Raw genomic sequence first — 24,468 nt, forward strand, 5'->3', positions numbered from 1 at the left:
AAGCCATTACTCCGGGAAGCGGACGTAACCGTCCGGCAGGCCGCCCGCGGCCATCTGCGGACGACGCGAGGTTGGCTGGGCCGTGCGGCTGGCGACCGGGCGCGTCTGCTCGATGGCACGCTCCAGGTCCTGGACCGCACGACCCTCGCCAGTGTGGAAGAAGCCCATCAGGCGCTGCAGCTGCTCGGCCTGACCGCTCATTTCTTCGGCGGTCGCGGCCAGCTCTTCCGAGGCCGAGGCGTTCTGTTGGGTGATCTGGTTGAGTTGCAGCATGGCGCTATTGATCTGAGTGACTCCGCTACTCTGTTCTTCGGACGCAGCGGCGATTTCCTGTACCAGATCGGAGGTCTTGCTGATGGACGGTACCATTTCGTCGAGCAGTGACCCGGCGCGCTCGGCCAGGGCCACGCTGCTCTTGGCCACGGTGCCGATTTCCTGGGCGGCGATCTGGCTGCGTTCGGCCAGCTTGCGCACCTCGGCGGCCACCACGGCGAAGCCCTTGCCATGCTCGCCGGCGCGGGCCGCCTCGATGGCCGCGTTGAGCGCCAGCAGGTTGGTCTGGTAGGCGATGTCGTCGACGATGCCAATCTTCTCGGCAATGGTCTTCATGGCCACCAGGGTCTCACCCACCGCTTCGCCGCCTTCGTTGGCCTCGCGCGCGGCCTTGCCGGCCATGCCATCGGTAACCTTGGCGTTCTCGGTGTTCTGGGCGATGGAGGCCGACATCTGCTCGACGCTGGCGCTGGTCTCCTCGACCGAGGCGGCCTGTTCGGTACTGGCCTGGCTCATGCTCTGGGCGGTGGCGGAGATCTCTTCCGAGGCACTGGCCAGCGCATCGGCGGACAGGCGCACGTCGCCGATGATCTGGTTCAGCTTGCCGACGGTGCCGTTGATCGACTCCTTGAGCTCCAGCAACTGGCCCTGGTAGTCACCGCGCACGGTGCGGCTCAGGTCGCCCTGGGCGAGCCCGGCCATGACGCCCATGGCTTCGTTGACCGGGGCGACGATGGCGTCGAGGGTGCCGTTGATGCCGGCGACGATGCGGCGGAAGTCGCCCTGGTGGGCACTGGCATCGGCACGGGTGTCGAGACGACCGGCCATGGCCGCCTGGCTGAGCTGGTTGGCGTCTTCGACCAGGCGCTGGATGTTGCCGCGGACCTGTTCGAGGTTGTCGTTGATCACCGCCTTCTGGCCGGGGAAGCGCTCCAGCGCCACCGACAGATCGCCCTCGCCAAAGCTCTTGACGCAGGCCATGGCCTTGGCGGAATCGCTCAGGTGGCCGGCGACCATGCCGTTGACCCCTTCGGCCATGTTGCGATAAGCGCCCTGGAAGCGCTCAGCCGGGATGCGCACCACGGTTTCACCGCGGTCGTGGGCCGCCGACATGCTGCTCATTTCGCCGATCAGGCCACGCAGGGTGGTGACCATGTTCTGCATGGCCGCCATCAGGCTGGTCTTGTCGTCGCCGCGCAGCTTGATGTCATCGGGCAGATCACCGGCGGCCACACGGCCGGCCAGGGCCGCCACCGCCGCGGGCTCACCGCCCAGCTGACGCAGCAGGTTGCGGGTGATGAAGAAGCCCAGCAGGGCCACCGCCAGCAGGGTCGCCAGGGCGATGGACAGGGCCAGCCAGGTGGCCTCGACCTTGGTCTTCTGAGCGACCTGCACGCCCTGCTGCGCGAGGCTCTCGTTGTAGCCGACGTGCTCGTCGAGGGCCTTGTTGATGGCCAGCATCACGTCGGTGCGGCTGCGCATCAGGGCCTGGGCGTCGTCGTTGCGATTCTGCCGCGACAGGGCGATGACCTGGTCGCCCAGGTTGAACAGCGCCGTGAAGGCGGCGCGATCGGCGGCCAGCAGGCCACGATCGCGGTCGTCCGAGACCAGCGTCTCGTACTTGGCGAGACTCTGGCCAATGCGTTCCTTGGCCGCGGCCAGGTCCTGCTCGGCGGTGGTCATGGCTTCGCTGCTGGTCGACAGCACATGGCGATAGATGCCCACCACGTAGTCGGAGCGGCTGTCATTGACATCACCCAGCGCCTTCAGGCTGGGAACGGTATTGTCGTTGCCGTAGTTGGCCGCCTGGAACACCTTGTCGATTTCGTATTGCCCGGTGCCGGCCAGTACCAGGATGCCCAATAGCGCTGACAGCACCAGCAGCAGCATTTTCTTGATGACGGTCATGTCGGTGGTCTCAAAAAGGCCACCCGCAGGTGGCCGTAGGATAGGGATCAGGATTCGAAGGGGACGTAGCCGTCAGGCACGCCCGAGGTACCCGTACGCAGTGCCTTGCCCGGGACCTGCATGGCCTTCGGCCGCGAGGCCTCCAGCGCGCGCTCCAGGTCCTGTACCACCCGGCTTTCGCCGGTATTGAAGAAGCCCATCAGGCGCTGCAGCTGCTCCGCCTGGGTACTCATTTCTTCGGCGGTGCCGGCCAGCTCCTCGGACGCCGAGGCGTTCTGCTGGGTGATCTGGCTCAGTTGCAGCATGGCGCCGTTGATCTGGCTCACCCCGCTGCTCTGTTCTTCGCTGGCCGAGGCGATTTCCTGGACCAGGTCGGAGGTCTTGCTGATGGACGGCACCATTTGCTCCAGCAAAGTGCCGGCGCGTTCGGCCAGGGCCACGCTGCTCTTGGCCACGGTGCCGATCTCCTGGGCAGCGACCTGGCTGCGTTCGGCCAGCTTGCGCACCTCGGCGGCCACCACGGCGAAGCCCTTGCCATGCTCCCCGGCACGGGCGGCCTCGATGGCGGCGTTGAGCGCCAGCAGATTGGTCTGGTAGGCGATGTCGTCGACGATGCCGATCTTGTCGGCGATGGTCTTCATGGCCACCAGGGTCTCGCTGACGGCCTGACCACCCTCCCCGGCTTCACGCGCGGCCTTGCCGGCCATGCCGTCGGTGACCTTGGCGTTCTCGGTGTTCTGGGCGATGGATGCCGACATCTGTTCGACACTGGCGCTGGTCTCTTCGACCGAAGCCGCCTGTTCAGTGCTGGCCTGGCTCATGCTCTGGGCGGTGGCGGAGATCTCTTCCGAAGCGCTGGCCAGGGAGTCGGCCGACAGGCGCACGTCGCCGATGATCTGGTTCAGCTTGCCGACGGTGCCGTTGATCGACTCCTTGAGCTCCAGCAACTGGCCCTGGTAGTCACCGCGCACGGTGCGGCTCAGGTCACCCTGGGCGAGCCCGGCCATCACGCCCATGGCTTCGTTGACCGGCGCCACGATGGCGTCGAGGGTGCCGTTGATGCCGGCGACGATGCGGCGGAAATCGCCCTGGTGGGCACTGGCATCGGCGCGGGTATCGAGACGACCGGCCATGGCCGCCTGGCTCAGTTGGTTGGCGTCTTCGACCAGGCGCTGGATGTTGTCGCGGACCTGTTCGAGGTTGTCGTTGATCACCGCTTTCTGCCCGGGGAAGCGCTCCAGCGCCACCGACAGATCGCCCTCGCCAAAGCGCTTGACGCAGGCCATGGCCTTGGCGGAATCGCTCAGGTGGCCGGCGACCATGGCGTTGACGCCTTCGGCCATGCCACGGAAGGTGCCCTGGAAGCGCTCGACGGGGATGCGCGCATCGGTGTCGCCGCGATCATGGGCGGCGGACAGTTGCACCATCTCCGCCACCAGCAGCTGGATGTTGTCGCGGACCTGCTCGAGGTTGTCGTTGATCACCGCCTTCTTGCCGGGGAACCGCTCCAGCGGCGCAGCCAGATCGCCCTCGCCGAAGCGCTTGACGCAGGCCATGGCCTTGGCGGAATCGCTGAGGTGGCCGGCGACCATGGCGTTGACACCTTCGGCGACGTTGCGGAAGGTGCCCTGGAAGCGCTCCAGCGGAATGCGCGCCTCGGTCTCGCCGCGATCGTGCTCGCTGGCCATGGTGCTCATCTCCTGCACGAGACCGCGCAGGGTCACCACCATGCGCTGCATGGCGGCCATCAGGCTGGACTCGTCGCCGGCACGCAGCTGCAGATCATCGGGCAGGTCGCCCGCGGCGGTGCGGTTGGCGACCTTGGCCACCTCGGCCGGCTCGCCGCCCAGCTGGCGCAGCAGGTTGCGGGTGATGAAGAAGCCGAGCAGACCGATCAGCAGCAGGGTGGCCAGGGAGATGCCGATCGACAGCAGCGTGGCCTGAGTGAGGGTGCCTTCCGCCAGGCTGGATTGTTCCGCGCCCAGCTTCTGGTTGTAGAGGCGATGGGCGTCGAGGACATCCCCGACATGGGTGATGATCTCCTGGTTTTCGCCCAGCAGCCGCTTGACCTCGTCATCCAGGCTGGCGCGCGACAGCGGGATCACCTTGGCGGCGAGCTGGTTGAGCGCGGCGATGGCCTGCTTGTCGTCTTCCCACAGGCGCTTGTCGGTCTCGTCGGAGATCTGCCCCTCGTAGGCCTTGAGCGCCTCTTCGGTCAGCCGCTGCGATTCGCCGAGTTCCTTTTCGGCCTGCCGGGTGGCGGCTTCGCCATCGGCGGCGAGGTGGCGATAGATGTTGGTGATGACATCGGCGGAATGGGCGTCGACGGCGTCGATGCCCAGAATGGCCGGCACGGTATCGTCGTTGCCGAAATTGGCTCGTTCGAACACCTGGTGCAATTGGTAGTAAGCCAGCCCTGCCAGCAGGATGATGCCAAGCAACGCGGAAAGGACCAGCAGGGACATACGTTTGGTAACGGTCATGGACTCGAATTCCTTGTCGGTCAGGTCAGCACGGGAGCGTGGACTGGAGCAGTAACGCTGGTAGACGCGGCCTCTCCTATCAGGCCGGGCACGTTGAGGATCAGCGCCACGGCGCCGGTACCCAGGATGGTGAAACCGCCCAGGCTGCGGTTGTGGCCGAACAGCGGACCGAGCGGCTTGATCACCGTCTGGAATTCGCCGAGCAGCTGATCGACCACCAGACCGGCGCGCTGGCCGGCGTAGCGCACCACCACCACGTTCTGCCGCCGCGGCGGCGCTTCCTCGATGGCGAACAGCTGGCGCAGGCGCAGCACCGGCAGCACCTCGCCGCGCAGGTCGAGGTAGTCGTTGCCGTTGGCCTGGACACTGGCCGCCTCGGTCAGCTCGATGCACTCCTCCACCGCCTCCAGGGGCACCACGTAGGTGGCCTTGCCGACGCCGATGAGGAAGCCGTCGATGATCGCCAGGGTCAGGGGCAGGCGAATGGTCACCGTGGTGCCGCGGCCTTCCTCGCTGGTGAGGTCGACGCTGCCGCGCAGGGCGGTGATGTTCTTTTTCACCACGTCCATGCCGACGCCGCGACCGGACAGGTTGCTGATCTGCTCGGCGGTGGAGAAGCCCGGTTCGAAGATCAGGTTGAACACGTCCTTGTCGGCCAGCACCTGGCCCTCGGCGATCAGGCCGCGCTCGGTCGCCTTGCGCAGGATGCGCTCGCGCGACAGACCGCCGCCGTCGTCGGTGACCTCGATGACGATGCTGCTCGACTCGTGGTAGGCGTTGAGCCCCACGGTGCCCTGGGCCGGCTTGCCCCGCGCCAGGCGCAGCTCGGCGGATTCGATGCCATGGTCCATGGCGTTGCGGATCAGGTGGGTCAGCGGATCGCCGATCTTTTCCACCACGGTCTTGTCCAGCTCGGTCTCGCCGCCGCTGATGCGCAGGGCGATGTCCTTGCCAATTTCCTTGGAGACGTCGCGGACCACGCGCTGGAAACGATTGAAGGTGGTGCCGATCTGCACCATGCGCAGGGTCAGGGCGGTGTCGCGGACCTCTTCCACCAGGCGCGACAGCACCCCGGTGGATTCCACCAGAGCCGCCAGACCGCTCTGCTGGGCGATCAGCTGGGTCCCGGCACCGGCGATGATCAGCTCGCCGATGAGATCGATCAGCTGATCGAGCTTGGTCGCGTCGATACGGATCAGCTGGCCTTCGCCGGCCGGCGCACGCTGCTCCTTGATCTTGCGCTGCTTGTTCAGGGCCGCATCCACCACCGGCGGATTGACCAGCTGGGCCTCCACCAGGGCTTCGCCGATGGGCTGGCGCGGGGTGGCCGGATCGGCCTGGCGACGCAGCACCTCGTCCAGTTCGGTGGCGGTCAGGGTGCCGCAACGCACCAGGATCTCGCCCAGGCGCAGGTCTTCCTCGGCCAGGTCGTCGATCAGCTGGCAGTAGTCGCTGCTGCGGCTGTGCGGCGGCAGGATGCGGATCTGGCTGTCTTCGCGGACGAATTCGAAGGCCGCCTCGATGGTCGCCTTGTCGGCGTCGCTGTCGAAGGCGACCTCGAAGCCCAGGTAGCAGGTCTCCGGATCCATCTCCGCCGCGGCCGGGATGGCGTCGGTCAGGGTGACGATGTTGACGATGCGGCCAAAGCTGTTGAGGTAGCGCACGAAGGCCAACGGATCCATGCCATTGCGCAGCATGTCCGGACCGAAGCGCAGCGACAGGTGCCAGTGGCCGGCGGCGACACCATCGACCGGTGCCGTCAGGGTACGGGCGGCGGCGACCGGCTGGACCGCCTTGGCGCTCGGCTGCAGATAGTGCTCCAGGCGCTGCACCAGCTCGGCGCCGGCGGCCTGGAAGTCGGGCTCCGGCTCGCTGCCGGACGATACCCGGGCGATCAGGCCGTTGAGGTGGTCGCAGACCTCCAGGAACAGCGCCGACAGGGTCTCGTCGAAGGCCAGCTCGTTGCTGCGGATGCGGTCGAGCACGCTTTCGGCGACATGGGTGAAGGCCACCACATGGTCCAGGCCGAACAGCCCGGCCGAACCCTTGATGGTGTGGGCGGCGCGAAAGATGGCATTGATCAGCTCGACGTCATCCGGCGCCTGCTCGATCTGCAGCAGCGCGGCTTCCATCTGCTGCAGCAATTCCTCGCTCTCGGCGATGAATGTCTTGAGGATCTCGTCCATGTTCATGCGGCAACACCTTCCGCGGCGGCCGCGGTAAAGAAGTCGGCAAGACCTGCCAGCTCCAGCAGTTCGGTGACGGCGGGGCTGGGGTCGACCAGTTCGAGGCTGCCGCCCAGACGCTGCGCCTCGCGGTGGGCCAGCAGCAGCAACTGCAGACCCGCGGAGTCGAATTCATCGACCTCGGCCAGTTCCAGCGCCACGGTGACCCCGGCGGTCAGGGGCTCCATCAGCAGCGGCTTGCTGTCGGCCGCGGTGTAGATGGTCAGCGGCCCGGTAAGGGGCAAGCGGGTACGAACGATGTCGTTCATGGGGGCAGCCTCCGGGGCCATCAGGGCATGATCAGCTTGGAAACCGCCGCCAGCATCTGCGCCGGCTGAAACGGCTTGACCATCCAGGCCTTGGCACCGGCGGCCTGGCCGGCGGCCTTCTTGGCAGCATCGGATTCGGTGGTGAGCATGATCACCGGGGTGAACTTGTAGGCCGGCAGCTTCTTGGCCGCGGTGACGAAGGTGATGCCGTCCATGTTGGGCATGTTCACGTCGCTGATGATCAGGTGCACCTTGCGCCCGTCCAGCTTGGTCAGGGCATCGCGGCCGTCGCAGCCTTCGATGACGTCGTAGCCCGCGCTTTTCAGGGTCATGGACACCACTTGGCGGATGGAGATGGAGTCGTCGACGATCAGAATGGTCTTGTTGCTCATGACAGCTTTCCTTAAAAGAACGTGATATCGGATTCGGCGGGGGCGGCGGCCGGTCGCTTGCCGTGGTGCACGGCGACCTGCTCGGCCATGGTGTAGGTGCGGGCCAGGTCGGCGAGCCAGCCGCGGGTGTCGAGGGTCGGCAGCGGCTGACCGCTGGCGGCCAGGGCGCGACGGTCGATCACCAGGCGCTCGAGGCGGGCCTGGTCGTCACGGATGTGGCCGAGCATCTGGCTGACGCGATCCTGGAATTGCAGGGCGACCAGCACCTCGGCGATGGCGCCGCCCACGGCTGCGGCGTTGTCGGCCAGGGCATCGCTGCGCTCGACCACGTCACGGGTGGTGCCGCCAAAGGTGCCGATGACCTGCTCGATGGTCTCGCCGGACTGGTTCAGGGTGCCGGTGTCGCGCTCGGCGTGGAGCTGCGAAAGCTCCAGGGTGCGGGCGATGGCGCCGTTCACCGTTTCCACGGTCTCGCCGATCTTCTGCCCGGTATCGCCGGACAGGGTGGAGAGCTTGCGCACCTCGTCGGCGACCACCGCGAAACCGCGCCCGGCTTCACCGGCACGGGCGGCTTCGATGGCGGCGTTGAGGGCCAGCAGGTTGGTCTGGCGCGCCACGTCGCCGACGTCCTTGGCCATGCTCTTGAGCTGTTCGGTCAGGCCGGCCAGGCCGTTGATTTCGTTGAGCAGCGCGCCCTTGCTGGACAGCGCCTCGCGCAAGGCCTGGAGGATGCCGTCCAGCTGGTTCTGGCTGCTGGCCATGAGGTTGACCAGGCGATCGCCGCTGCCGTGATCGGCGCCGGCCACGCTGTGAATGCGGTCGGCCAGTTCGGCGAAGCGACTGGTCAGGCTGACGATTTCCTGCTCGGTGTGGGCCCGCGCGGCTTCGATCTGCTCGGACCAGACCGGCAGTACAGCCACGCAGAGGGCTTCGAGGGCTTCGTCCCGACCGCTGGCGGGGCTCTGGCTCACGGCCTGCTCGGCGGCGCGCTCGGCCTGGCGCGCCTGGGCGCGACGCAGTTGCCAGAAGCCCAGCCCGGCGGCCAGGACCACCTGGGTGGCACTCAGGGCCAGGGTGGTCGACGTCACGCCGCCCACGAACAGGATTGCCCCGGTGCCGCATGCACCGAGCAATGCAGGAGTGAAGGTAAGGTCGACGAGCGAGGGCGAAGAAGAGGCGTGTTCCACAGGAGGGTACCGGTCTAGACGCCAGCGAAGGCGGGAAGGTGTGACCGGGTTATCAGCTCTGGAACGCTAAACTTTAGCCGCGGACGCTCAATTTATGCTACTAGCATAATGACATCATGAAGTTTCACGCCAGATTTTTTTTAGAGCTCATCGCGCCGTTTGGCCCGTGCTAGACGGCCTGCCATGGCGCCGGCCTCCTCCAGAACCTCTCTCACATAGCCCAGATGGCGGCTCGCCGCCTCACGTGCATTCTCCGCTTCCCCCGCAACAATCGCCTGGTAGAGCGCCCGGTGTTGCTCCAGCAGTCGCTCGCGGGTCTCACCCCGTTGGGCGTGCATCCCGCCGATGTTGGTCACCATGTGGTGGCGCAGCAATTCGAACAGGCTGCGGATGCTGTGCAGGTAAACGGCGTTGTGGCTGGCCTCGGCGATGGCCAGGTGAAAGGCCGCGTCGGCCTCGCCCTCCTCTTCCCGGGTGAGGGTTTCGCGCCGGCGGTAGCAGTCCTCCAGGCGCTCCCAGGCCAGGGTCAGCCGCGCCAGGTCCGGCTCGGTGGCGCGCTGGGCGGCGTAGTAGGCGCAGGCGCTTTCCAGGGTGTGGCGAAATTCCAGCAGATCGCGGCGGGTTTCCTCGCGGCTTTCCAGCAGCGGCAGCAGGGGATCGGTGAAGGCGCTGTTGAGCGCCTCGGTGACATAGGTACCGCCGCCCTGCCGGCTGAGCAGCAGGCCGCGCGCGATCAGCTTCTGGATGGCTTCGCGCAGCGAGGGTCGCGACACCCCGAAGCGCTCGGCCAGCACCCGCTCGGCCGGCAGGCGCTCGCCAGGGCGCAGCGAGCCTTCGGCGATCAGCGCTTCCAGGTGCTTGACGATGTCGTCGGACAGACGACGTTGCTTGACCGGTTCGAACCCCATGAAAAACCTCGAAAAATGCTGCGGACAGCAGCGGCCGTCCGCCAGGCGGAAGAGCTGGGCCGACGAAAGTCGCACATCAAGGGGTTTGACAGGCACAAAGACCCCGCTTAACGTGCGTGAAGTCGCCCTTGTAAATTGGTCTTACCAATTTTTGTCACAGGTCGCGATCTTGTGCAACCCCGTCCTGCCGCCTCCCTACAAAAACAATCAAGGAGCACCCGATGGAAACCTGGCAACAGATCTATCTCCCCCTTGGCAGCCTTGGCCTTTCGGCCTTCGTCGCCGCCTTGCCCATTCTGTTCTTTTTCGTCGCCCTCGCCGGTCTGAGACTCAAGGGCCATGTGGCGGGCGCCATCACCCTGGCGATCGCCCTGCTCATCGCCCTGTTCGTCTATCGCATGCCGGTGGACAAGGCGCTGGCCTCGGCCGGCTACGGTTTCCTCTACGGCCTCTGGCCCATCGCCTGGATCATCGTCACGGCGGTGTTCCTCTACAAGCTGACGGTCAAGTGCGGCCAGTTCGACATCATCCGCAGCTCGGTGCTGTCCATCACCGACGATCAACGCCTGCAGGTGCTGCTGATCGGCTTCTGCTTCGGCGCCTTCCTGGAAGGTGCGGCCGGTTTCGGCGCGCCGGTGGCCATCACCGCCGCGCTGCTGGTGGGCCTGGGCCACAATCCGCTGAAGGCGGCCGGGCTCTGCCTGATCGCCAACACCGCGCCGGTGGCCTTTGGCGCCCTGGGCATCCCGACCATTGTCGCTGGCCAGGTGACCGGCATCGACGCCTTCAAGATCGGCGCCATGACCGGCCGCCAGCTGCCGCTGCTGTCGCTGCTGGTGCCGCTGTGGCTGATGTTCATGATGGACGGCATGCGCGGCCTGCGGGAAACCTGGAAGCCGGCGCTGATCTGCGGCGGCACCTTTGCCGTGTTCCAGTACCTGACCTCCAACTTCATCGGTCCGGAACTGCCCGACATCACCTCGTCGCTGGCCGCCATGATCGCCCTCACCGGCTATCTGAAGCTGCGCCAGCCGCAGCACGCCACCGCGGGTGCGACTGCAGTGGTCGGTGGCGGTGGCGGCGCCGCCATGCTGGGCGGTGGGGCCGGCTTCGGCAGTGGCGGTCGCCTGCCGCCCGAGCATTCGCTGGGCACCGTGATCAAGGCCTGGTCGCCGTTCCTGATCCTGACCGTGGTGGTGACGATCTGGACCACCAAGGCCTTCAAGGCGCTGTTCGCCAGCGGCGGTGCCCTCTATGCCCTGGTGATCAACGTGCCGGTGCCCTACCTGGACAAGCTGGTGCTCAAGACGCTGCCGATCGTGGCCACCCCGACGCCCATGCCGGCGGTCTACAAGCTCGATCTGCTGTCGGCCTCCGGCACCGCCATCCTGATCTCGGCGCTGATCTCCATGGCCATCTTCCGCATCAAGCCCTCGACCGCCCTGGGCGTGTTCAAGGAAACCCTGGTGGAGTTGCGCAAGCCGATCCTGTCCATCGGACTGGTGCTGGCCTTCGCCTTCGTCGTCAACTACTCGGGGATGTCCACCACCCTGGCCCTGCTGCTGGCCGGTACCGGCGCGCTGTTCCCCTTCTTTTCGCCGCTGCTGGGCTGGCTGGGGGTGTTCCTGACCGGTTCGGATACCTCGTCCAACGCCCTGTTCGGCTCGCTGCAGGCCACCACCGCGCACCAGATCGGTGTTTCCGACACCCTGCTGGTGGCGGCCAACAGCTCCGGCGGCGTGACCGGCAAGATGATCTCGCCGCAATCCATCGCCGTGGCCTGCGCCGCCACCGGCATGGTGGGCAAGGAATCCGACCTGTTCCGCTTCACCGTGCGCCACAGCATCGGCTTTGCCGTGCTGGTCGGGTTGATCACCCTGGCGCAGGCCTATGTGTTCACCGGCATGCTGGTGCACTGATCACGCGGTTCCCGGCGGCGGTTCAGGCCGTCGCCGGTCCTCTTATTACCGGGCCAACCCGGAGTGACGCCTGATGAACGATCTTTTCTACAACGCCGCCCCTAATGCCACCCGCACCGCGCCACCGCTGGCGCCGCCGCGGACCTATCCGCAGCAGAAGCCGACCCAGGTCTATCTGTTCGGCACCTGCGTGGTGGACCTCTTCTATCCCGAAGCCGGCATGGACAGCATCCGCCTGCTGGAGCGCGAAGGCCTGCGCGTGCATTTCCCCCAGGCGCAGAGTTGCTGCGGCCAGCCGGCCTATACCTCGGGCTACACCGAGGAAGCCCGCGCCGTGGCGCGCACCCAGCTGGCGCTGTTCGCCGAGCCCTGGCCGGTGGTGGTGCCTTCCGGCTCCTGCGCCGGCATGCTGCGCCATCACTATGCCGAGCTGTTCGCCGACGAACCCGAGACCCTGCGTCAGGTGCAGGATCTGGCCGAGCGCACCTACGAGCTGGCGGAATTCCTGCTGCACGTCTGCCAGGTCGACTACCAGGATCGCGGCGCTCCGACCAAGGTGGCGCTGCACACCTCCTGCAGCGCCCGCCGCGAGATGCAGACCCACCTGCACGGCCGCGCCCTGCTCGGCCAGCTAGAGGCCGTGGAGCGTGTCGACCATGACCACGAAAGCGAATGCTGCGGCTTTGGCGGCACCTTCTCGGTGCGGATGCCGGACATCTCCGGTGCCATGGTGGCGGACAAGACCCGTGCCCTGCAGGACAGCGGCGCGGCCCAGGTGCTCACCGCCGACTGCGGGTGCCTGATGAACATCAACGGCGCCCTGGAAAAGCAGCGCGCCGCCCTGCGTGGCGAACACCTGGCGAGCTTTCTCTGGCGCCGTATCGGAGGTGCCGCATGAACGAGATGCTGAAGATCCCCCTCACCGACCTCAGCGAAGCGCCTCCCTTCAGGACCCGTGCGCGGCAGGCCCTGGGCGACGACCAGCTCAGGCGCAACTTCCGCACGGCCATGGATTCGCTGATGACCAAGCGCCTGGCCAGCATGAGCGATGCCGACGAGCGCGAGCGCCTGCGCGAACTGGGCAATCGCACCCGTGCCCGGGCGCTGTCCAAGCTGCCGGAGCTGCTGGAACGCCTGGAGGCCAACCTCACGCGCAATGGCGTCCAGGTGCACTGGGCCGAGACCACGGCCGAGGCCAACGCCATCGTCCAGCAGATCGCCGAGCGCCATGCGGCCAAACTGCTGATCAAGGGCAAGTCCATGGTCAGCGAAGAGATGGACATGAACCACGTCCTCGGCGCCCAGGGCATCGACTGCCTGGAGTCGGACATGGGCGAGTACATCATCCAGCTCGCCGGCGAGAAGCCGTCGCACATCATCATGCCGGCCATCCACCTCAACCGGCAGCAGGTCGGCACCCTCTTCCACGAGCATCTGGACGAGCCCTACACCACCGACGTCGACGAACTCATCCAGACCGGTCGGCGGGTGCTGCGGCAGAAATTCTTCGAGGCCGACATCGGCATCTCCGGGGTCAATTTCGCCGTCGCCGAAACCGGTACCCTGCTGCTGGTGGAAAACGAGGGCAACGGGCGGATGTCCACCACGGTGCCGCCGGTGCACATCGCCGTGACCGGCATCGAGAAGGTGGTGGAGAATCTGCGCGACGTGGTGCCGCTGCTGTCGCTGCTGACCCGCTCCGCCCTGGGCCAGCCGATCACCACCTACGTCAACATGATCTCCGGTCCGCGCAAGGCCGAGGAACTGGACGGCCCTCGCGAGGTGCACCTGGTGCTGCTGGACAATGGTCGCAGCCAGGCCTTCGCCGACAGCGAATTGCGCCAGACCCTCAACTGCATCCGCTGCGGCGCCTGCATGAACCACTGCCCGGTCTATACCCGCATCGGTGGCCACGCCTATGGCGAGGTCTACCCCGGCCCCATCGGCGCCATCATCACCCCGCACCTGGTCGGCCTGGAGCGCGCACCGGATCATCCCAGCGCCTCCTCGCTGTGCGGCGCCTGCGGCGAGGTCTGCCCGGTCAAGATCCCGATTCCGGCGCTGTTGCGGCGATTGCGCGAAGAGAACGTCAAGGCCCCCGAAGCCGAGCCGCACCTGCTGCGCGGCCAGGGCAGCAAGTTCTCCGCCCGGGAGCGCTGGACCTGGCACGCCTGGCAGAACCTCTACACCTCGCCGCTGCTCTACCGTGGCTTCAGCTACCTGGCCACCCGCTTCGGCCGCTTCACCCCGGGCCAGCTCGGCCCCTGGACGGAACACCACAGCGCGCCCAGGCCGGCATCCCGCTCGCTGCACGAACTGGCCCGCGAACACCTGGAGAAACGCCCATGAGCGCCCGCGACAACATCCTCGCCAAGCTGCGCGGCAGTCTGCAGGGCACCCAGCCGCTGGCGGACACCTTCGACGAAGCCCTGGTGACCGAACCCTGGCGCTATCGGCCTGAAGAGCGCGTCGCCCGCCTGCGTACCCTGATGGAAACGGTGCATACCGAAACCCATTTGACCACCGTGGCGGACTGGCCGGCGCTGGTCGAGCGCATCCTCGCCGAACGGGGGCTGGACCAACTGCTGATCGCCCCCGGCACGCCCCACGGCGCGCGCCTGGTGGAGCGCTGGCAGGGCGACGGCTCACCGCGCTGGAAGGCCTATGATCGCCCCGTGGAAGAATGGAAGGCCGAGCTGTTCAACGACACCCCGGCCAGCCTCACCGGCACCCTGGGCGCCCTGGCCGCCACCGGCAGCCTGGTGCTCTGGCCGGATCGCCAGGAGCCGCGCCTGATGAGCCTGGTGCCCCCGCTGCACATCGCCCTGCTCAGGGCCAGCACCGTGGTGGACAACTTCTACGAGTTGCAGCAACAACACCGCTGGCAGGACGGCATGCCGACCAACGCCTTGCTGATCTCCGGGCCGTCCAAGACCGCCGACATCGAACAGGTGCTGGCCTATGGCGCCCACGGGCCCAAGGATCTGGTGGTGCTGATCGTCGAGGATGAGTGAGGGTTGTGGTCCCCTCACCCCAGCCCTCTCCCTCAGGGAGAGGGGGCAGTTAACCCGCGTGGAAAACGCTACGCGGTTTTCCACCCTACGGCGGGGGCATGCGTAGGGTGACAACGGCGCAGCCTTGTCCACGAATTCGATCTTCCGCGCGCAGCCGAGCCCAACAATCCGGCCTCACTCCACCTGCCCGATCCGCTGCGGATCCGGCCAGAACAGCGCCGCCTGCCCCCGCCGCGTACCTTCGGGATCGATCAGATTCCACACCACCCCCGCATGGATCTGGAAGGCCTCTCCCGCCTTGTCGACGCGCCAGCCTTCGTAGCCTGAGGCATAGCCCTGGCGCCCCACCGCCTCCATCAGGCGCTGTCGCTCGTCGCGGTCCCTGGGCGAGGCGCTGTAACGCGAAGGCATGCCGATGAATTGGGCGCGGGGATAGCCGAAGCAGCTCAGCGCCTGCCGGTTGGCGTAGCAGAACAGCGGATCGCTCTCGGTACCGTGGGCCAGCAGGGCATAGGGTGCCTGCTCGTGCAACCAGGCAGGGACGTCGGCCTCAGGCAAGCCGACAGGACGCGGCAGCGGCTGACCGAGCCAGTGGCGGTAGGAGGCGTCCAGCAGCGGCAGCAGGCTGAGATCGGTGGCGGACAAGGCGGCGGCTCCTGGGTGGGGGGACCCCCGCATTCAAGAGCAAGCCGGCGGACTTGGGAAGCGCGGGGCCACCGCAGCAGGACGCTGCGGCAGCCCGGGCGGCGCGGTTTACTTCACCGCGGAAAGGTCGATGCGCACCACGCTTTCCGGCGCGGTGTTCATGTATTCCTTGTCGAAGGGGGTCTTCACCGTCGCATACAGCGTCTGGCCATCCGGGCTGACCAGCAGGCTGTTGGGATTGGGCTTGAGGTCGTAGGCCTTCTTCTCGGCGTAGGTGGTGGCGTCGAGGATCAGCAAGCGACCGGTCTCGCGCTGGGTGATGTACAGCTCGTTGCGGGTGGTGTTGAGCTTGATGGCCAGGGCGTCGCCCACCGGCAGGCGCTTGATCACCTTGCCGCTGCGAATATCGAAGACCAGCACGGTCTTGGCTTCGGAGTTGTCGGTCACGAACAGCTGGTGGTTCGCGCGATCCTCGGCCAGGTTCAGCAAGAGGTACTTGCCGCCATCGCCCGGCGTCCAGCGGTGCTCGATCTTGCGGGTGCGCGGATTGATCACCAGCACTTCGCCGCTGCCGTTGGCCGCATAGAGGCGCCCGGTGTCCTCGGAGTACAGCAGGCCGGTCACCCACTTGCCGGCATTGGGAATGCGCGCCTTGAGGGTCAGGGTCTTGGCGTCCACCACCCAGATCACGCCCGGATCGCCGACCCCGCCGACGTACAGCAAGCCGTCGTGGAGAATGACCTGGCGCGGATTGACCGGATGGCCGTCACGCCCCATCTCGTTGAATTTCAGCCGCTTCTCCACCTTGCCGGTGCGCAGGTCGATACGGCTGAGGCCGCCGTCCAGGGAGTTGGTGACGAACAGCGTCTCGCCACTGGCATCGGTGGTCAGGGCGAAGTTCTTCAGATCGGTGTGGATCTGGCCGGTGATGGCCAGGGTGGCCGGATCCAGCTGATAGATCACCCCACCGGTGACGCCCTTGGTCAACTGGGCGGTCGCCGCATAGACCGACTGCTTGGCCGGGCTGTAGGCCAGCTCATAGACGCCGTAGCCCAGTTCGATGCGCTTGAGTTCGGCCGGGGCCTGAGGCGCGGCGGGTTGCGCGGCAACGGGCGCCGGCGCGGGTGGCGGTGGCGTCGGTGCCTCCGGGCGATTGGAACAGGCTGCCACTGCCAGGGACAGCAGCGCCATGGCGCCCAGCGTCGAGACCTTGTTGAAAGACACCGCCATTTGCTTCTCCTAGGGACGAGGTGCGAGGGATCGAATCGATCCTGGAATGATAAACGTTCGCACTATGCCCAAGGCGCAAAGGTCAGACAAGACCGAAAGAGTTCAAATTCCTGTCGGGTGCCGGTCGCCAGCCTCTGCCCGGCCGCTCTGGTCCAGGGCTTTCAGCCGGCCCTGGCGATCCAGGCGAAAGCGCGCGAAATCCTCGGCCAGCTGCAGGTTGCCGCGGTAACAGGCCGCGGCCTCCTGGCGCAGGTCGTCGATGGACGGCGAACGCCCCGCCTCGGCCTGGTAGCGCGGACTGAAATGGGTGAGCAGCAGGGCCGGCAGTCCCTGCGCCTCGGCGAAACGGGCGACGCCCGCCGCGCTGCTGTGGCCCCAGCTCTGCCCGGTCTTGTCGATCTGCGCCTGGGCATAGGTGGCTTCATGGACCAGCAGCTGAGCGCCCCGGCAGGCCTCCGTCAGCAAGGCGGGCGCGTCGTTGTCCCCCGCCACCACCAGCCGTCGTTCGCCATGGGCCGCCTGCAGGAAGTCGGCGCTGCGCAGCAGGCGGCCTTCGTGCAGCACATCCTCGCCGCCATGCAGCCGGCCCCACAGCGGGCCACGCGGCACCCCGGCCGCCGCCAGGGCCGCGGGATCGAGGCGCTGCGGCCGGCGGGTCTCGCGGAAGCGAAAGGCGTGACTGGGCACCCGGTGGGAAAGCGCGAAGGCGTCGATATCCCAGGCCCCGACGGAGACGCCCGCGAAATCTTCCAGGGCGTGGAAGCGCAGTTCGAAGGGCAGGTGCAGCGCGGTCAGCGCCTGGGTGGCGGCGAGCCAGTCCGCCACCGCCTGGGGCGCGACCAGCACCAGCGGCTGGCTGCGTCCGCTCATGGCGGCGCTGGCCAACAGCCCCGGCAGGCCATAGCAGTGGTCGCCATGGACATGGGTGATGCAGATGGCGCGCAGATCCGCTGCCGACAAGGGGGTACGCAGCAGCTGGTGCTGGGTCGCCTCGCCGCAATCGACGAGAAACCAGTCTTTGCCCTGGTCCTCGATCAGGGCCAGGGCCGAGACATTGCGCCGCCGAGTGGGCACCCCGGCCGAGGTGCCGAGAAACAGGAGGTCCATGGGGGCTCCGGGCAAAAGCTCAGTCTAGCGCGGCCACCCCACTGTCGCCCGGGCAACAGTGGCCAGGCACTCCTGCTGCTGGCCAGGCACCCCGGGCCCCGCAAACCCCGAGAAAACGGCCTTTCAGGCCCTGGCAGCGCTCTTGCAAAGCCTCTGGCGTCGACCTTTCAATCGCCGAGGATCACCATGAATCTGCCCGCTCGCCATCTGCCGCCCAGCCCTGCGCCCAGCCCCGACTACGAACAACTGGCCGCCCGCTTCCGTCCGCTCTTTGCGCGCATCGCCGAAGGCGCCTTGGAACGCGAACGCAACCGCAACCTGCCCTATGCGCCCGTCGCCTGGCTCAAAGACGCCGGCTTCGGCGCCGTGCGGGTGCCGGTGGAATTCGGCGGCAGCGGTGCCAGCCTGCCGCAACTGGTTCGGCTGCTGATCGAGCTGGCGGCCGCCGACAGCAATCTGCCCCAGGCCCTGCGCGGCCACTTCGCCTTTGTCGAGGACCGCCTCAACGCCCATGCCAGCACCTCCCAGCGGGTCTGGTTCGAGCGCTTCGTCGCCGGCGACCTGGTGGGCAACGCCTGGACCGAGATCGGCACGGTCAAGCTCGGCGAGGTCATCACCCGGGTCAGCCAACGGGACGGCGAATGGCGCCTCAACGGCACCAAGTACTACAGCACCGGCAGCCTGTTCGCCGACTGGATCGACGTCTATGCCCAGCGCGACGACACCGGCGGCGACGTCATCGCCGCCATCCGCACCGACCAGCCGGGCGTGCGCCAGTCCGACGACTGGGACGGCTTCGGCCAGCGCACCACCGCCAGCGGCACCTCGGTGTTCGAAAACGTACGGGTGGCGCCCGAGAATCTCATCGACTTCGCTACCCGCTTCAAGTACCAGACCGCCTTCTACCAGCTGGTGCTGCTGGCCGTGATCACCGGCAGCGGCCAGGCCGCCGTGCGCGAATTCGCCGGCGAAGTGCGCGGGCGCACGCGGGTCTACAGCCATGGCAATGCCAGCGCGGCCAGTGCCGATCCCCAGGTGCAGCAGGTGGTAGGCAAGGCCTCGGCCTTCGTCTATGCCGCCGAAGCCGCGACCCTGGCCGCCGCCGCGGCGGCCCAGTCCGCCTTCGAGGCCCGCTATGCCGGGGATGCCGCCGCCGAGCACAGGGCCAACGTGGCGGCGGAGCTGGAATCGGCCCAGGCGCAATCGGCAGTCGCCGAGCTGGTGCTGCGGGCCACCAGCGACCTGTTCAATGCCCTGGGCGCGTCGGCCACCAGCACCCGCAAGGGGCTCGATCGACACTGGCGCAACGCCCGTACCGCCGCCTCGCACAATCCGCTGATCTACAAGGAGCGCATCGTCGGCGCCTGGGCGATCGACGGCAGCGAACCGCCCTTTGTCTGGCAGATCGGCGGCGGCAGCAAGCAGGGCTGACCACCAGAACGCACAACGGCAACCCTGGGGTTGCCGTTGTGCATTCAGCGCGCCGGATCAGTTCGACAGCTGGCGGGCGAAACGCCCCACGGCGCCGACCACTCGCTGGGCGCCATCCTGGATCTCCACGATCACCTGGCCGGCCTGCCCCGCCAGTTCCAGGCCCTGCTCGGCCTGGCGCCGACCGTTCTCGATCACCGTCACCGCCTCGCCGGCCAGTTGCTGGTTTTGCTGCACCACTCCGACGATCTCCTCGGTCGCCTTGCTGGTGCGCGAGGCCAATTGCCTGACCTCATCGGCCACCACGGCGAAACCACGACCCTGCTCACCGGCCCGGGCCGCCTCGATGGCCGCGTTGAGCGCCAGCAGGTTGGTCTGTTCGGCGATGCCGCTGATGGTCTTGATGATGGTCCCGATCACCTGGGACTGGTTGTCCAGCGCCTCGATGCCCTTCACCGCTTCCTGCATCTGGGTGGCCAGGGCGCGCATCACTTCCACCGTCTGCTGCGCCACCGCCGCGCCTTTGCGGGCCGTGTCGTCGGTATGCTGGGAGGTCTCGAAGGCTACGCTGGCGGCTTCGGACACCGCCTGCTCCTGCTGGACCTGATCGGTGATCACGGTGGCGAACTTGACCACCTTGTACAGCCGGTCATGGGCATCGATCACCGGGTTGTAGGAGGCTTCCAGCCAGACGTCGCGGCCATGGGCATCCAGGCGCTTGAAGCGATCCACGACGAATTCGCCGCGACGCAGGCGCGCCCAGAATTGCTCGTAGGCCTCGGAATTGGCCTCGGCCGGCTCGCAGAACAGCCGGTGGTGCTTGCCCTTGATCTGCGCCAGGGAATAACCCATGGCCTGCAGGAATCTGTCGTTGGCATCGAGCACCTCGCCCTGGAGGTTGAACTCGATGACCGCCGTGGAACGGCGCAGCGCCTTGAGCAGGCTTTCGTGCTCGCGCGAGGTCTCGATGGTTCGCGTCAGGTTGTTGCAGAACAGTCGGAAGCGCGTCACCTGGCCCTGGCTGTCATGGAAGGGGTGCAGGATGCCGCGCAACCAGGCTTCCTGACCGTCGCCACGCAAGAGATGCAGGGCACCGCTGTAGGGCTCGCCGCGGCTCAGGGCCTGCTGCAGTCGGCGGCTGTATTCCTGGTTGCGGACGTGCGCCGGAATGAGGTCCGCCAGGGGGCGTCCCAGCACATCCGCGGCGCGCACGCCCATCTCCTTTTCGAAGTTGGCGTTCACCGCGGAAATGCACCCGCGGCCATCCAGTTCCAGGCCCAGCATTTCCACGTCGAGCTCGGCCTTCAGTCGCTTGAAGGAGTCCACCTGCTCGCGGAGGCGCTGCAGTTCTTGTTTTAGGCCTTTGTTGAACATGACACGCCCCTGGTTGGGAGATTAGGTTACCGCTGTATCGACCGGGATTAGTCAGGCCTTGAATGCCGTCAGCAGGACAGTGACCAGATGTCCGGAATGCAAGATGGATGGCGGCGGGCCATTAACTAATAACAAAAAAATATTTCAACTCAGGGTTTGGCCGGCATTACGTTCTAACGCCTGTCTGCTCTCTCCATTGCAAGAGTCCCCCATGTCCGATTCCCTGCTGGACCCCCTCCCTCCCCTGCTGGAGCGCTTCGCTGCCACCGCGGCGGAACGTGATCGTAAGGGCGGCACGCCCAAGGCCGAGCGCGATGCCCTGCGCCAGAGCGGTCTCCTGGCCCTGAGCATTCCTACGGAACTGGGCGGCCTCGGCGCCTCTTGGGAACAGACGCTGGAGGCGGTGCGGCGACTGGCCCGGGTCGACAGCTCCCTGGCCCACGTCTTCGGCTTCCATCACCTGCTGCTGGCCACCGCCCAGCTGTTCGGCCAGCCCGCGCAGTGGCGACCCTGGCTGGAGGGCACCGCGCGCGATGGTCTGTTCTGGGGCAATGCCCTCAATCCCCTGGATCGCCGTACCCTCGCCCGCCGCAGCGGCGATGCCTGGCAGGTGGATGGCCAGAAGAGCTTTTGCAGTGGCGCCCTGGATTCGGATCTGTTGCTGCTTTCCGCGCTGGAAAACGATGACAGCGGACGCCTGCTGATCGCCGTGGTACCCACCGGCCGTGCCGGCATCCAGCTGTTCGACGACTGGGACAACAACGGCCAGCGCCAGACCGACAGCGGCAGCGCGCGCTTCGACGGGGTACGGGTCGAACACCAGGAATGGCTGCTCGATCCCGGCCCGCTGAGCACCCCCTTCGCCTGCCTGCGGCCGCTGCTGGCCCAGCTGATCTTCGCCAATATCTTTCTCGGCCTGGCCGAAGGCGCCTTTGCCGAGGCGCGCCGCTACACCACCACCCAGGCACATCCCTGGTTCAAGTCCACAGCGGCCAGCGCCAGCGAAGACCCCTACATCCTGCGCCACTACGGAGAATTCTGGGTGGCCCTGGAGAGCAGCCGGCTGCTGGTGGAGCGCGCCAACGGCGCCTTCGCCCAGGCCTGGCAGCAGGGCACCGCGCTGACCGCCGCGGCACGGGGCGAACTGGCCATCGCCATCGCCACGGCCAAGGTCGCCGCCAGTCGTCACGGTCTCGATCTCGCCAGCCGTCTGTTCGAGGTGGGCGGGGCCCGGGCCACTGCCGGCGCGCTGCGCCTGGATCGCTACTGGCGCAACCTGCGCACCCAGACCTTGCACGATCCGGTCGATTACAAGCTGCACGAGCTGGGCGACTGGGCCCTCAACGACACCCTGCCCACCCCCAGTTTCTACTCCTGAGGAGCCCGCGATGACCCTGCTGACCCTGACGCGCACACCCGAGGTGCCCCGCTACCGGGCAACGGCCCAGGTGTTCGCCGATCCCAAGTCGCGCGACCTGCTCGCCCACCTGGAAAAGATCGCCCCGAGCGACGCCAGCGTGCTGGTGATCGGCGAAACCGGTACCGGCAAGGAACTGATCGCCCGGCATATCCATGCGCTCAGTCACCGCCATGCCGGCCCCTTCGTCGCCGTCAATTGCGGCGCCTTCGCCGAGAGCCTGGTCGAGGCGGAGTTGTTCGGTCATGAAAAGGGCGCCTTCACCGGCGCCCTGGCCGCGCGCGCCGGCTGGTTCGAGGAGGCCAACGGCGGCACCCTGTTTCTCGACGAGATCGGCGACCTGCCGCTGTCGGTGCAGGTGAAGCTGCTGCGCGTCCTGCAGGAGCGCGAGGTGGTGCGACTCGGCTCTCGCCGCAGCGTGCCGCTGAACGTGCGGATCATCGCCGCCACCAATGTCCCGCTGGAGCGGGCGGTGGCCGAAGGCACCTTTCGCGAAGACCTCTGGTACCGACTCAATGTGGTCAGCCTGCCGCTGTTGCCGCTGCGCCAGCGCCAGGGCGATATCCTGCCGCTGGCCCGGCACTTCCTCCACGCCTATGCCCAGGCGCCGGTCGCCCTGACCCCGGCGGCGGAGCGACGCCTGCTGGAGCACCCCTGGCCGGGCAATATCCGCGAACTGGAAAACACTCTGCAGCACGCCCTGCTGCTCAAGCCCCAGGGCCTGCTGGATGCCGGTGACCTGTCGTTCGTCCAGCGTCCCAGCCTGGTCCCGGCGGCGCCGCGCCCGACCGAGGCGGCACCGGTGGACAGCCTGCTGACCGACGCCTTCGCCCAGTTGTTCGAAGAGCAACCGGAGGCCCTGCACGAGCGCGTCGAAGATGCCCTGGTCCGCGCCGCCTACCGCTTCTGCCATCGCAACCAGGTCCACACCGCCCGCCTGCTGGGGCTGAGCCGCAACGTCACCCGTGCCCACCTGATCCGTATCGGCGAGCTGGTGGTCAATCACCGTCGGCCGCTCGCGCCCCGGCCGGAACGCGAGGTCCGCTTCTCCATCTGAAGGGTGGTCCTACCCGACGGGATACCGACAGGCCATGGAGCGCCTTACACTGGGGTTTTGTTCCGCGAGGCCTCCGCATGACCCCCCGTACCCTGCTGCACCGCCATTCCGCCCGGCGTGACGACATCGGCGACCTCCAGACCCGGCGACCGCTACCCGGCCCCGGCCTGCCCCATCTGGACCCCTTCCTGTTCCTCAATCACCACGGTCCCCAGGTCTATCCGCCGCACAATGCCGGTCTGCCCTTTGGTCCTCATCCCCATCGCGGCTTCGAGACGGTGACCTTCATCCTCTCCGGTTCGCTCGCCCACCGCGACAGCGGCGGCCATGAGAGCGTCATCGAAGCCGGGGGCATCCAGTGGATGACCGCGGGCAGCGGCCTGGTGCATGCCGAGCTGTCCCCCGCCGCCTTCAAGCGCGATGGTGGCGACCTGGAAATCCTGCAGCTGTGGGTCAATCTTCCGGCCCGGCTCAAGTTCACCCCTCCGGCCTACCACGGCGTTTCCGCCGCGGACCTGCCCCTGATCGAAGCCGACGACGGCCGGGTACGCCTGCACCTGGCATCGGGCAGCCATGAGGGTATCCAGGGCGCCGTGGCCAGCCCGACACCCATCACCCTGATGACCGTCGAGATCGCCCCGGGTGGCCGCGTCACCCTGCCCGCCCCGGCCGGAAACTCGGTGTTCTGCTATGGCGTGCGCGGTACCGTGCAGATCGCCGGCCAGGACGAAGCGCCATGGCAGCTGTTCGAATTCGCCGATGACGGCGACCACATCGACGTCTCCAGCCGCGACGGCGCCGTGGTGCTCTATGGCCATGCGGCGCCCTTCGCCGAGCCCATCGTCGCCCACGGCCCTTTCGTGATGAACAGCGCCGAGGAGATCCGTCAGGCGATCCGCGACTACCAGGCCGGCCTGTTCGGTGACGTACCGGAGTAAGTCGCCCCGCCAGGACGCCGCGCCCAGGCTAGAATCCGGCTTTTGCCTGGAGCATGGCGATGAGTGACGAATTGCGGATAGAGGATCTGGTGGTGGGCGACGGCAAGGCGGTGGTCAAGGGCGCCCTGATCACCACCCACTATGAGGGCTGGCTGGACGACGGCACCCTGTTCGATTCCTCCCGCGCCAAGGGACGGCCCTTCCAGTGCGTCATCGGTACTGGCCGGGTGATCAAGGGCTGGGATCAGGGCCTGATGGGCATGCGGGTCGGCGGCAAGCGGCGCCTGGAGGTACCGGCGGCGCTCGCCTATGGCGAACGCCAGGTCGGAGCGCTGATCAAGCCACATGCCAACCTGAGGTTCGAAATCGAATTGCTGGAAGTCCTGACACGCGACGATTGAGGTCTGGCCGACTTCAGCTCGGCGTCTTGGTATTGCGGCGCACCAACTCGAGCTGGGCTTCGAGCACGCTCAGCCGGGCGAACTGGCGGGTGTAGATGACGAATTGCTCCTGAAAGCTCTGACGGCTCCGGGCAAGGTCCTGTCGATGACTGCGGATCTGCTCTTCAAGCGTCTGCAGCCGCTGCTGGGTGGTTTGCGTCATGGCACCTACTCCTTGTGCTTGGGGTGTCAAATGGACTCTAACCGTGCCCCGACAAGTCGAGCTATAGCCGTTCGTCGTCCCTTAGACC

General features: G+C 67.1%; 20 protein-coding genes and 3 pseudogenes. 9 read left to right on the forward strand and 14 right to left on the reverse strand.

Features of this window, described 5'->3' with window-relative positions:
• Nucleotides 1-6 precede the first annotated feature (6 nt).
• From ACZ5R1_RS14070 to ACZ5R1_RS14105, 8 genes and pseudogenes are all read right to left on the reverse strand, one after another.
• Nucleotides 7-2,181, reverse strand: a complete 2,175-nt coding sequence (locus tag ACZ5R1_RS14070) for a HAMP domain-containing methyl-accepting chemotaxis protein (RefSeq protein WP_464712418.1) — start codon at nt 2,179-2,181, stop codon at nt 7-9.
• Nucleotides 2,182-2,228: 47 nt separating this feature from the next.
• Nucleotides 2,229-3,380: pseudogene (locus tag ACZ5R1_RS14075) on the reverse strand (methyl-accepting chemotaxis protein); the annotation flags it as partial.
• 30 nt (nt 3,381-3,410) lie between these two features.
• Nucleotides 3,411-4,664 (reverse strand): annotated as a pseudogene (locus tag ACZ5R1_RS14080) (MCP four helix bundle domain-containing protein); the annotation flags it as partial.
• A 20-nt stretch (nt 4,665-4,684) separates the two neighbouring features.
• Nucleotides 4,685-6,856 (reverse strand): chemotaxis protein CheA, encoded by a 2,172-nt coding sequence (locus ACZ5R1_RS14085; RefSeq protein WP_464712419.1) that lies wholly within the window; start codon nt 6,854-6,856, stop codon nt 4,685-4,687.
• The gene (locus ACZ5R1_RS14090; protein WP_027601278.1) at nt 6,853-7,158 is read right to left on the reverse strand and encodes an STAS domain-containing protein; all 306 of its coding nucleotides are present in this window, start codon (nt 7,156-7,158) and stop codon (nt 6,853-6,855) included. Before ACZ5R1_RS14090 ends, ACZ5R1_RS14085 begins: the two co-directional genes overlap by 4 nt.
• A gap of 20 nt (nt 7,159-7,178) precedes the next feature.
• Nucleotides 7,179-7,550, reverse strand: a complete 372-nt coding sequence (locus tag ACZ5R1_RS14095) for a response regulator (RefSeq protein ID WP_007162125.1) — start codon at nt 7,548-7,550, stop codon at nt 7,179-7,181.
• Nucleotides 7,551-7,561: 11 nt separating this feature from the next.
• Nucleotides 7,562-8,311, reverse strand: coding sequence for a methyl-accepting chemotaxis protein (locus ACZ5R1_RS14100; RefSeq protein WP_237709571.1), 750 nt, complete (start codon nt 8,309-8,311; stop codon nt 7,562-7,564).
• Nucleotides 8,312-8,877: 566 nt separating this feature from the next.
• Nucleotides 8,878-9,645 (reverse strand): FCD domain-containing protein, encoded by a 768-nt coding sequence (locus ACZ5R1_RS14105; RefSeq protein ID WP_027597638.1) that lies wholly within the window; start codon nt 9,643-9,645, stop codon nt 8,878-8,880.
• Nucleotides 9,646-9,866: 221 nt separating this feature from the next.
• On the opposite strand from ACZ5R1_RS14105, the gene ACZ5R1_RS14110 reads away from it, so the two are divergent.
• From ACZ5R1_RS14110 to ACZ5R1_RS14125, 4 genes are all read left to right on the forward strand, one after another.
• The gene (locus ACZ5R1_RS14110; RefSeq protein WP_314586433.1) at nt 9,867-11,564 is read left to right on the forward strand and encodes a lactate permease LctP family transporter; all 1,698 of its coding nucleotides are present in this window, start codon (nt 9,867-9,869) and stop codon (nt 11,562-11,564) included.
• Nucleotides 11,565-11,637: 73 nt separating this feature from the next.
• The gene (locus ACZ5R1_RS14115) at nt 11,638-12,462 is read left to right on the forward strand and encodes a (Fe-S)-binding protein (RefSeq protein WP_007162121.1); all 825 of its coding nucleotides are present in this window, start codon (nt 11,638-11,640) and stop codon (nt 12,460-12,462) included.
• Entirely contained in the window at nt 12,459-13,913 is a 1,455-nt protein-coding gene (locus ACZ5R1_RS14120) for a LutB/LldF family L-lactate oxidation iron-sulfur protein (RefSeq protein WP_074584558.1), read from the forward strand. Before ACZ5R1_RS14115 ends, ACZ5R1_RS14120 begins: the two co-directional genes overlap by 4 nt.
• Entirely contained in the window at nt 13,910-14,578 is a 669-nt protein-coding gene (locus ACZ5R1_RS14125) for a LutC/YkgG family protein (RefSeq protein WP_464712420.1), read from the forward strand. Before ACZ5R1_RS14120 ends, ACZ5R1_RS14125 begins: the two co-directional genes overlap by 4 nt.
• Nucleotides 14,579-14,752: 174 nt before the next feature.
• Here ACZ5R1_RS14125 and ACZ5R1_RS14130 read toward each other — a convergent pair whose 3' ends face one another.
• The 3 genes from ACZ5R1_RS14130 to ACZ5R1_RS14140 all read right to left on the reverse strand — a co-directional run bounded on the left by ACZ5R1_RS14130 (nt 14,753) and on the right by ACZ5R1_RS14140 (nt 17,560).
• Nucleotides 14,753-15,223, reverse strand: coding sequence for an MEKHLA domain-containing protein (locus ACZ5R1_RS14130; protein ID WP_037007544.1), 471 nt, complete (start codon nt 15,221-15,223; stop codon nt 14,753-14,755).
• A gap of 108 nt (nt 15,224-15,331) precedes the next feature.
• Nucleotides 15,332-16,453 (reverse strand): YncE family protein, encoded by a 1,122-nt coding sequence (locus ACZ5R1_RS14135; RefSeq protein ID WP_007162793.1) that lies wholly within the window; start codon nt 16,451-16,453, stop codon nt 15,332-15,334.
• Between the two features lie 102 nt (nt 16,454-16,555).
• Nucleotides 16,556-17,560, reverse strand: a complete 1,005-nt coding sequence (locus ACZ5R1_RS14140) for a ribonuclease Z (RefSeq protein ID WP_464712421.1) — start codon at nt 17,558-17,560, stop codon at nt 16,556-16,558.
• A 186-nt stretch (nt 17,561-17,746) separates the two neighbouring features.
• On the opposite strand from ACZ5R1_RS14140, the gene ACZ5R1_RS14145 reads away from it, so the two are divergent.
• Nucleotides 17,747-18,991, forward strand: coding sequence for an acyl-CoA dehydrogenase family protein (locus ACZ5R1_RS14145; RefSeq protein WP_464712422.1), 1,245 nt, complete (start codon nt 17,747-17,749; stop codon nt 18,989-18,991).
• Nucleotides 18,992-19,048: 57 nt separating this feature from the next.
• Here the strand turns inward: ACZ5R1_RS14145 and ACZ5R1_RS14150 are convergent, their stop codons facing one another.
• Both ACZ5R1_RS14150 and ACZ5R1_RS14155 read right to left on the reverse strand, forming a co-directional pair.
• Nucleotides 19,049-19,480: a methyl-accepting chemotaxis protein gene (locus tag ACZ5R1_RS14150; RefSeq protein WP_371099722.1), complete on the reverse strand. Its 432-nt coding sequence runs from the start codon at nt 19,478-19,480 to the stop codon at nt 19,049-19,051.
• Between the two features lie 156 nt (nt 19,481-19,636).
• Nucleotides 19,637-20,365: pseudogene (locus tag ACZ5R1_RS14155) on the reverse strand (PAS domain-containing protein); the annotation flags it as partial.
• A gap of 211 nt (nt 20,366-20,576) precedes the next feature.
• On the opposite strand from ACZ5R1_RS14155, the gene ACZ5R1_RS14160 reads away from it, so the two are divergent.
• The 4 genes from ACZ5R1_RS14160 (at nt 20,577) to ACZ5R1_RS14175 (ending at nt 24,178) form a co-directional block, all read left to right on the forward strand.
• The gene (locus ACZ5R1_RS14160; protein ID WP_464712423.1) at nt 20,577-21,743 is read left to right on the forward strand and encodes an acyl-CoA dehydrogenase family protein; all 1,167 of its coding nucleotides are present in this window, start codon (nt 20,577-20,579) and stop codon (nt 21,741-21,743) included.
• Between the two features lie 10 nt (nt 21,744-21,753).
• Nucleotides 21,754-22,839, forward strand: coding sequence for a sigma-54 interaction domain-containing protein (locus ACZ5R1_RS14165; RefSeq protein WP_042138420.1), 1,086 nt, complete (start codon nt 21,754-21,756; stop codon nt 22,837-22,839).
• 77 nt (nt 22,840-22,916) lie between these two features.
• Nucleotides 22,917-23,777, forward strand: a complete 861-nt coding sequence (locus tag ACZ5R1_RS14170; protein ID WP_464712424.1) for a pirin family protein — start codon at nt 22,917-22,919, stop codon at nt 23,775-23,777.
• Between the two features lie 59 nt (nt 23,778-23,836).
• Nucleotides 23,837-24,178 carry an FKBP-type peptidyl-prolyl cis-trans isomerase gene (locus tag ACZ5R1_RS14175; RefSeq protein ID WP_027597627.1) on the forward strand — a complete coding sequence of 114 codons (342 nt, stop codon included), beginning with the start codon at nt 23,837-23,839 and terminating at the stop codon, nt 24,176-24,178.
• A gap of 13 nt (nt 24,179-24,191) precedes the next feature.
• On the opposite strand, the gene ACZ5R1_RS14180 is transcribed toward ACZ5R1_RS14175, so the two are convergent.
• Complete coding sequence (locus tag ACZ5R1_RS14180) at nt 24,192-24,380, reverse strand: hypothetical protein (RefSeq protein ID WP_027597626.1); 189 nt, start codon at nt 24,378-24,380, stop codon at nt 24,192-24,194.
• Nucleotides 24,381-24,468: the final 88 nt, after the last annotated feature.

The sequence above is a fragment of the Pseudomonas sp. Pso3 genome, from assembly GCF_055393275.1.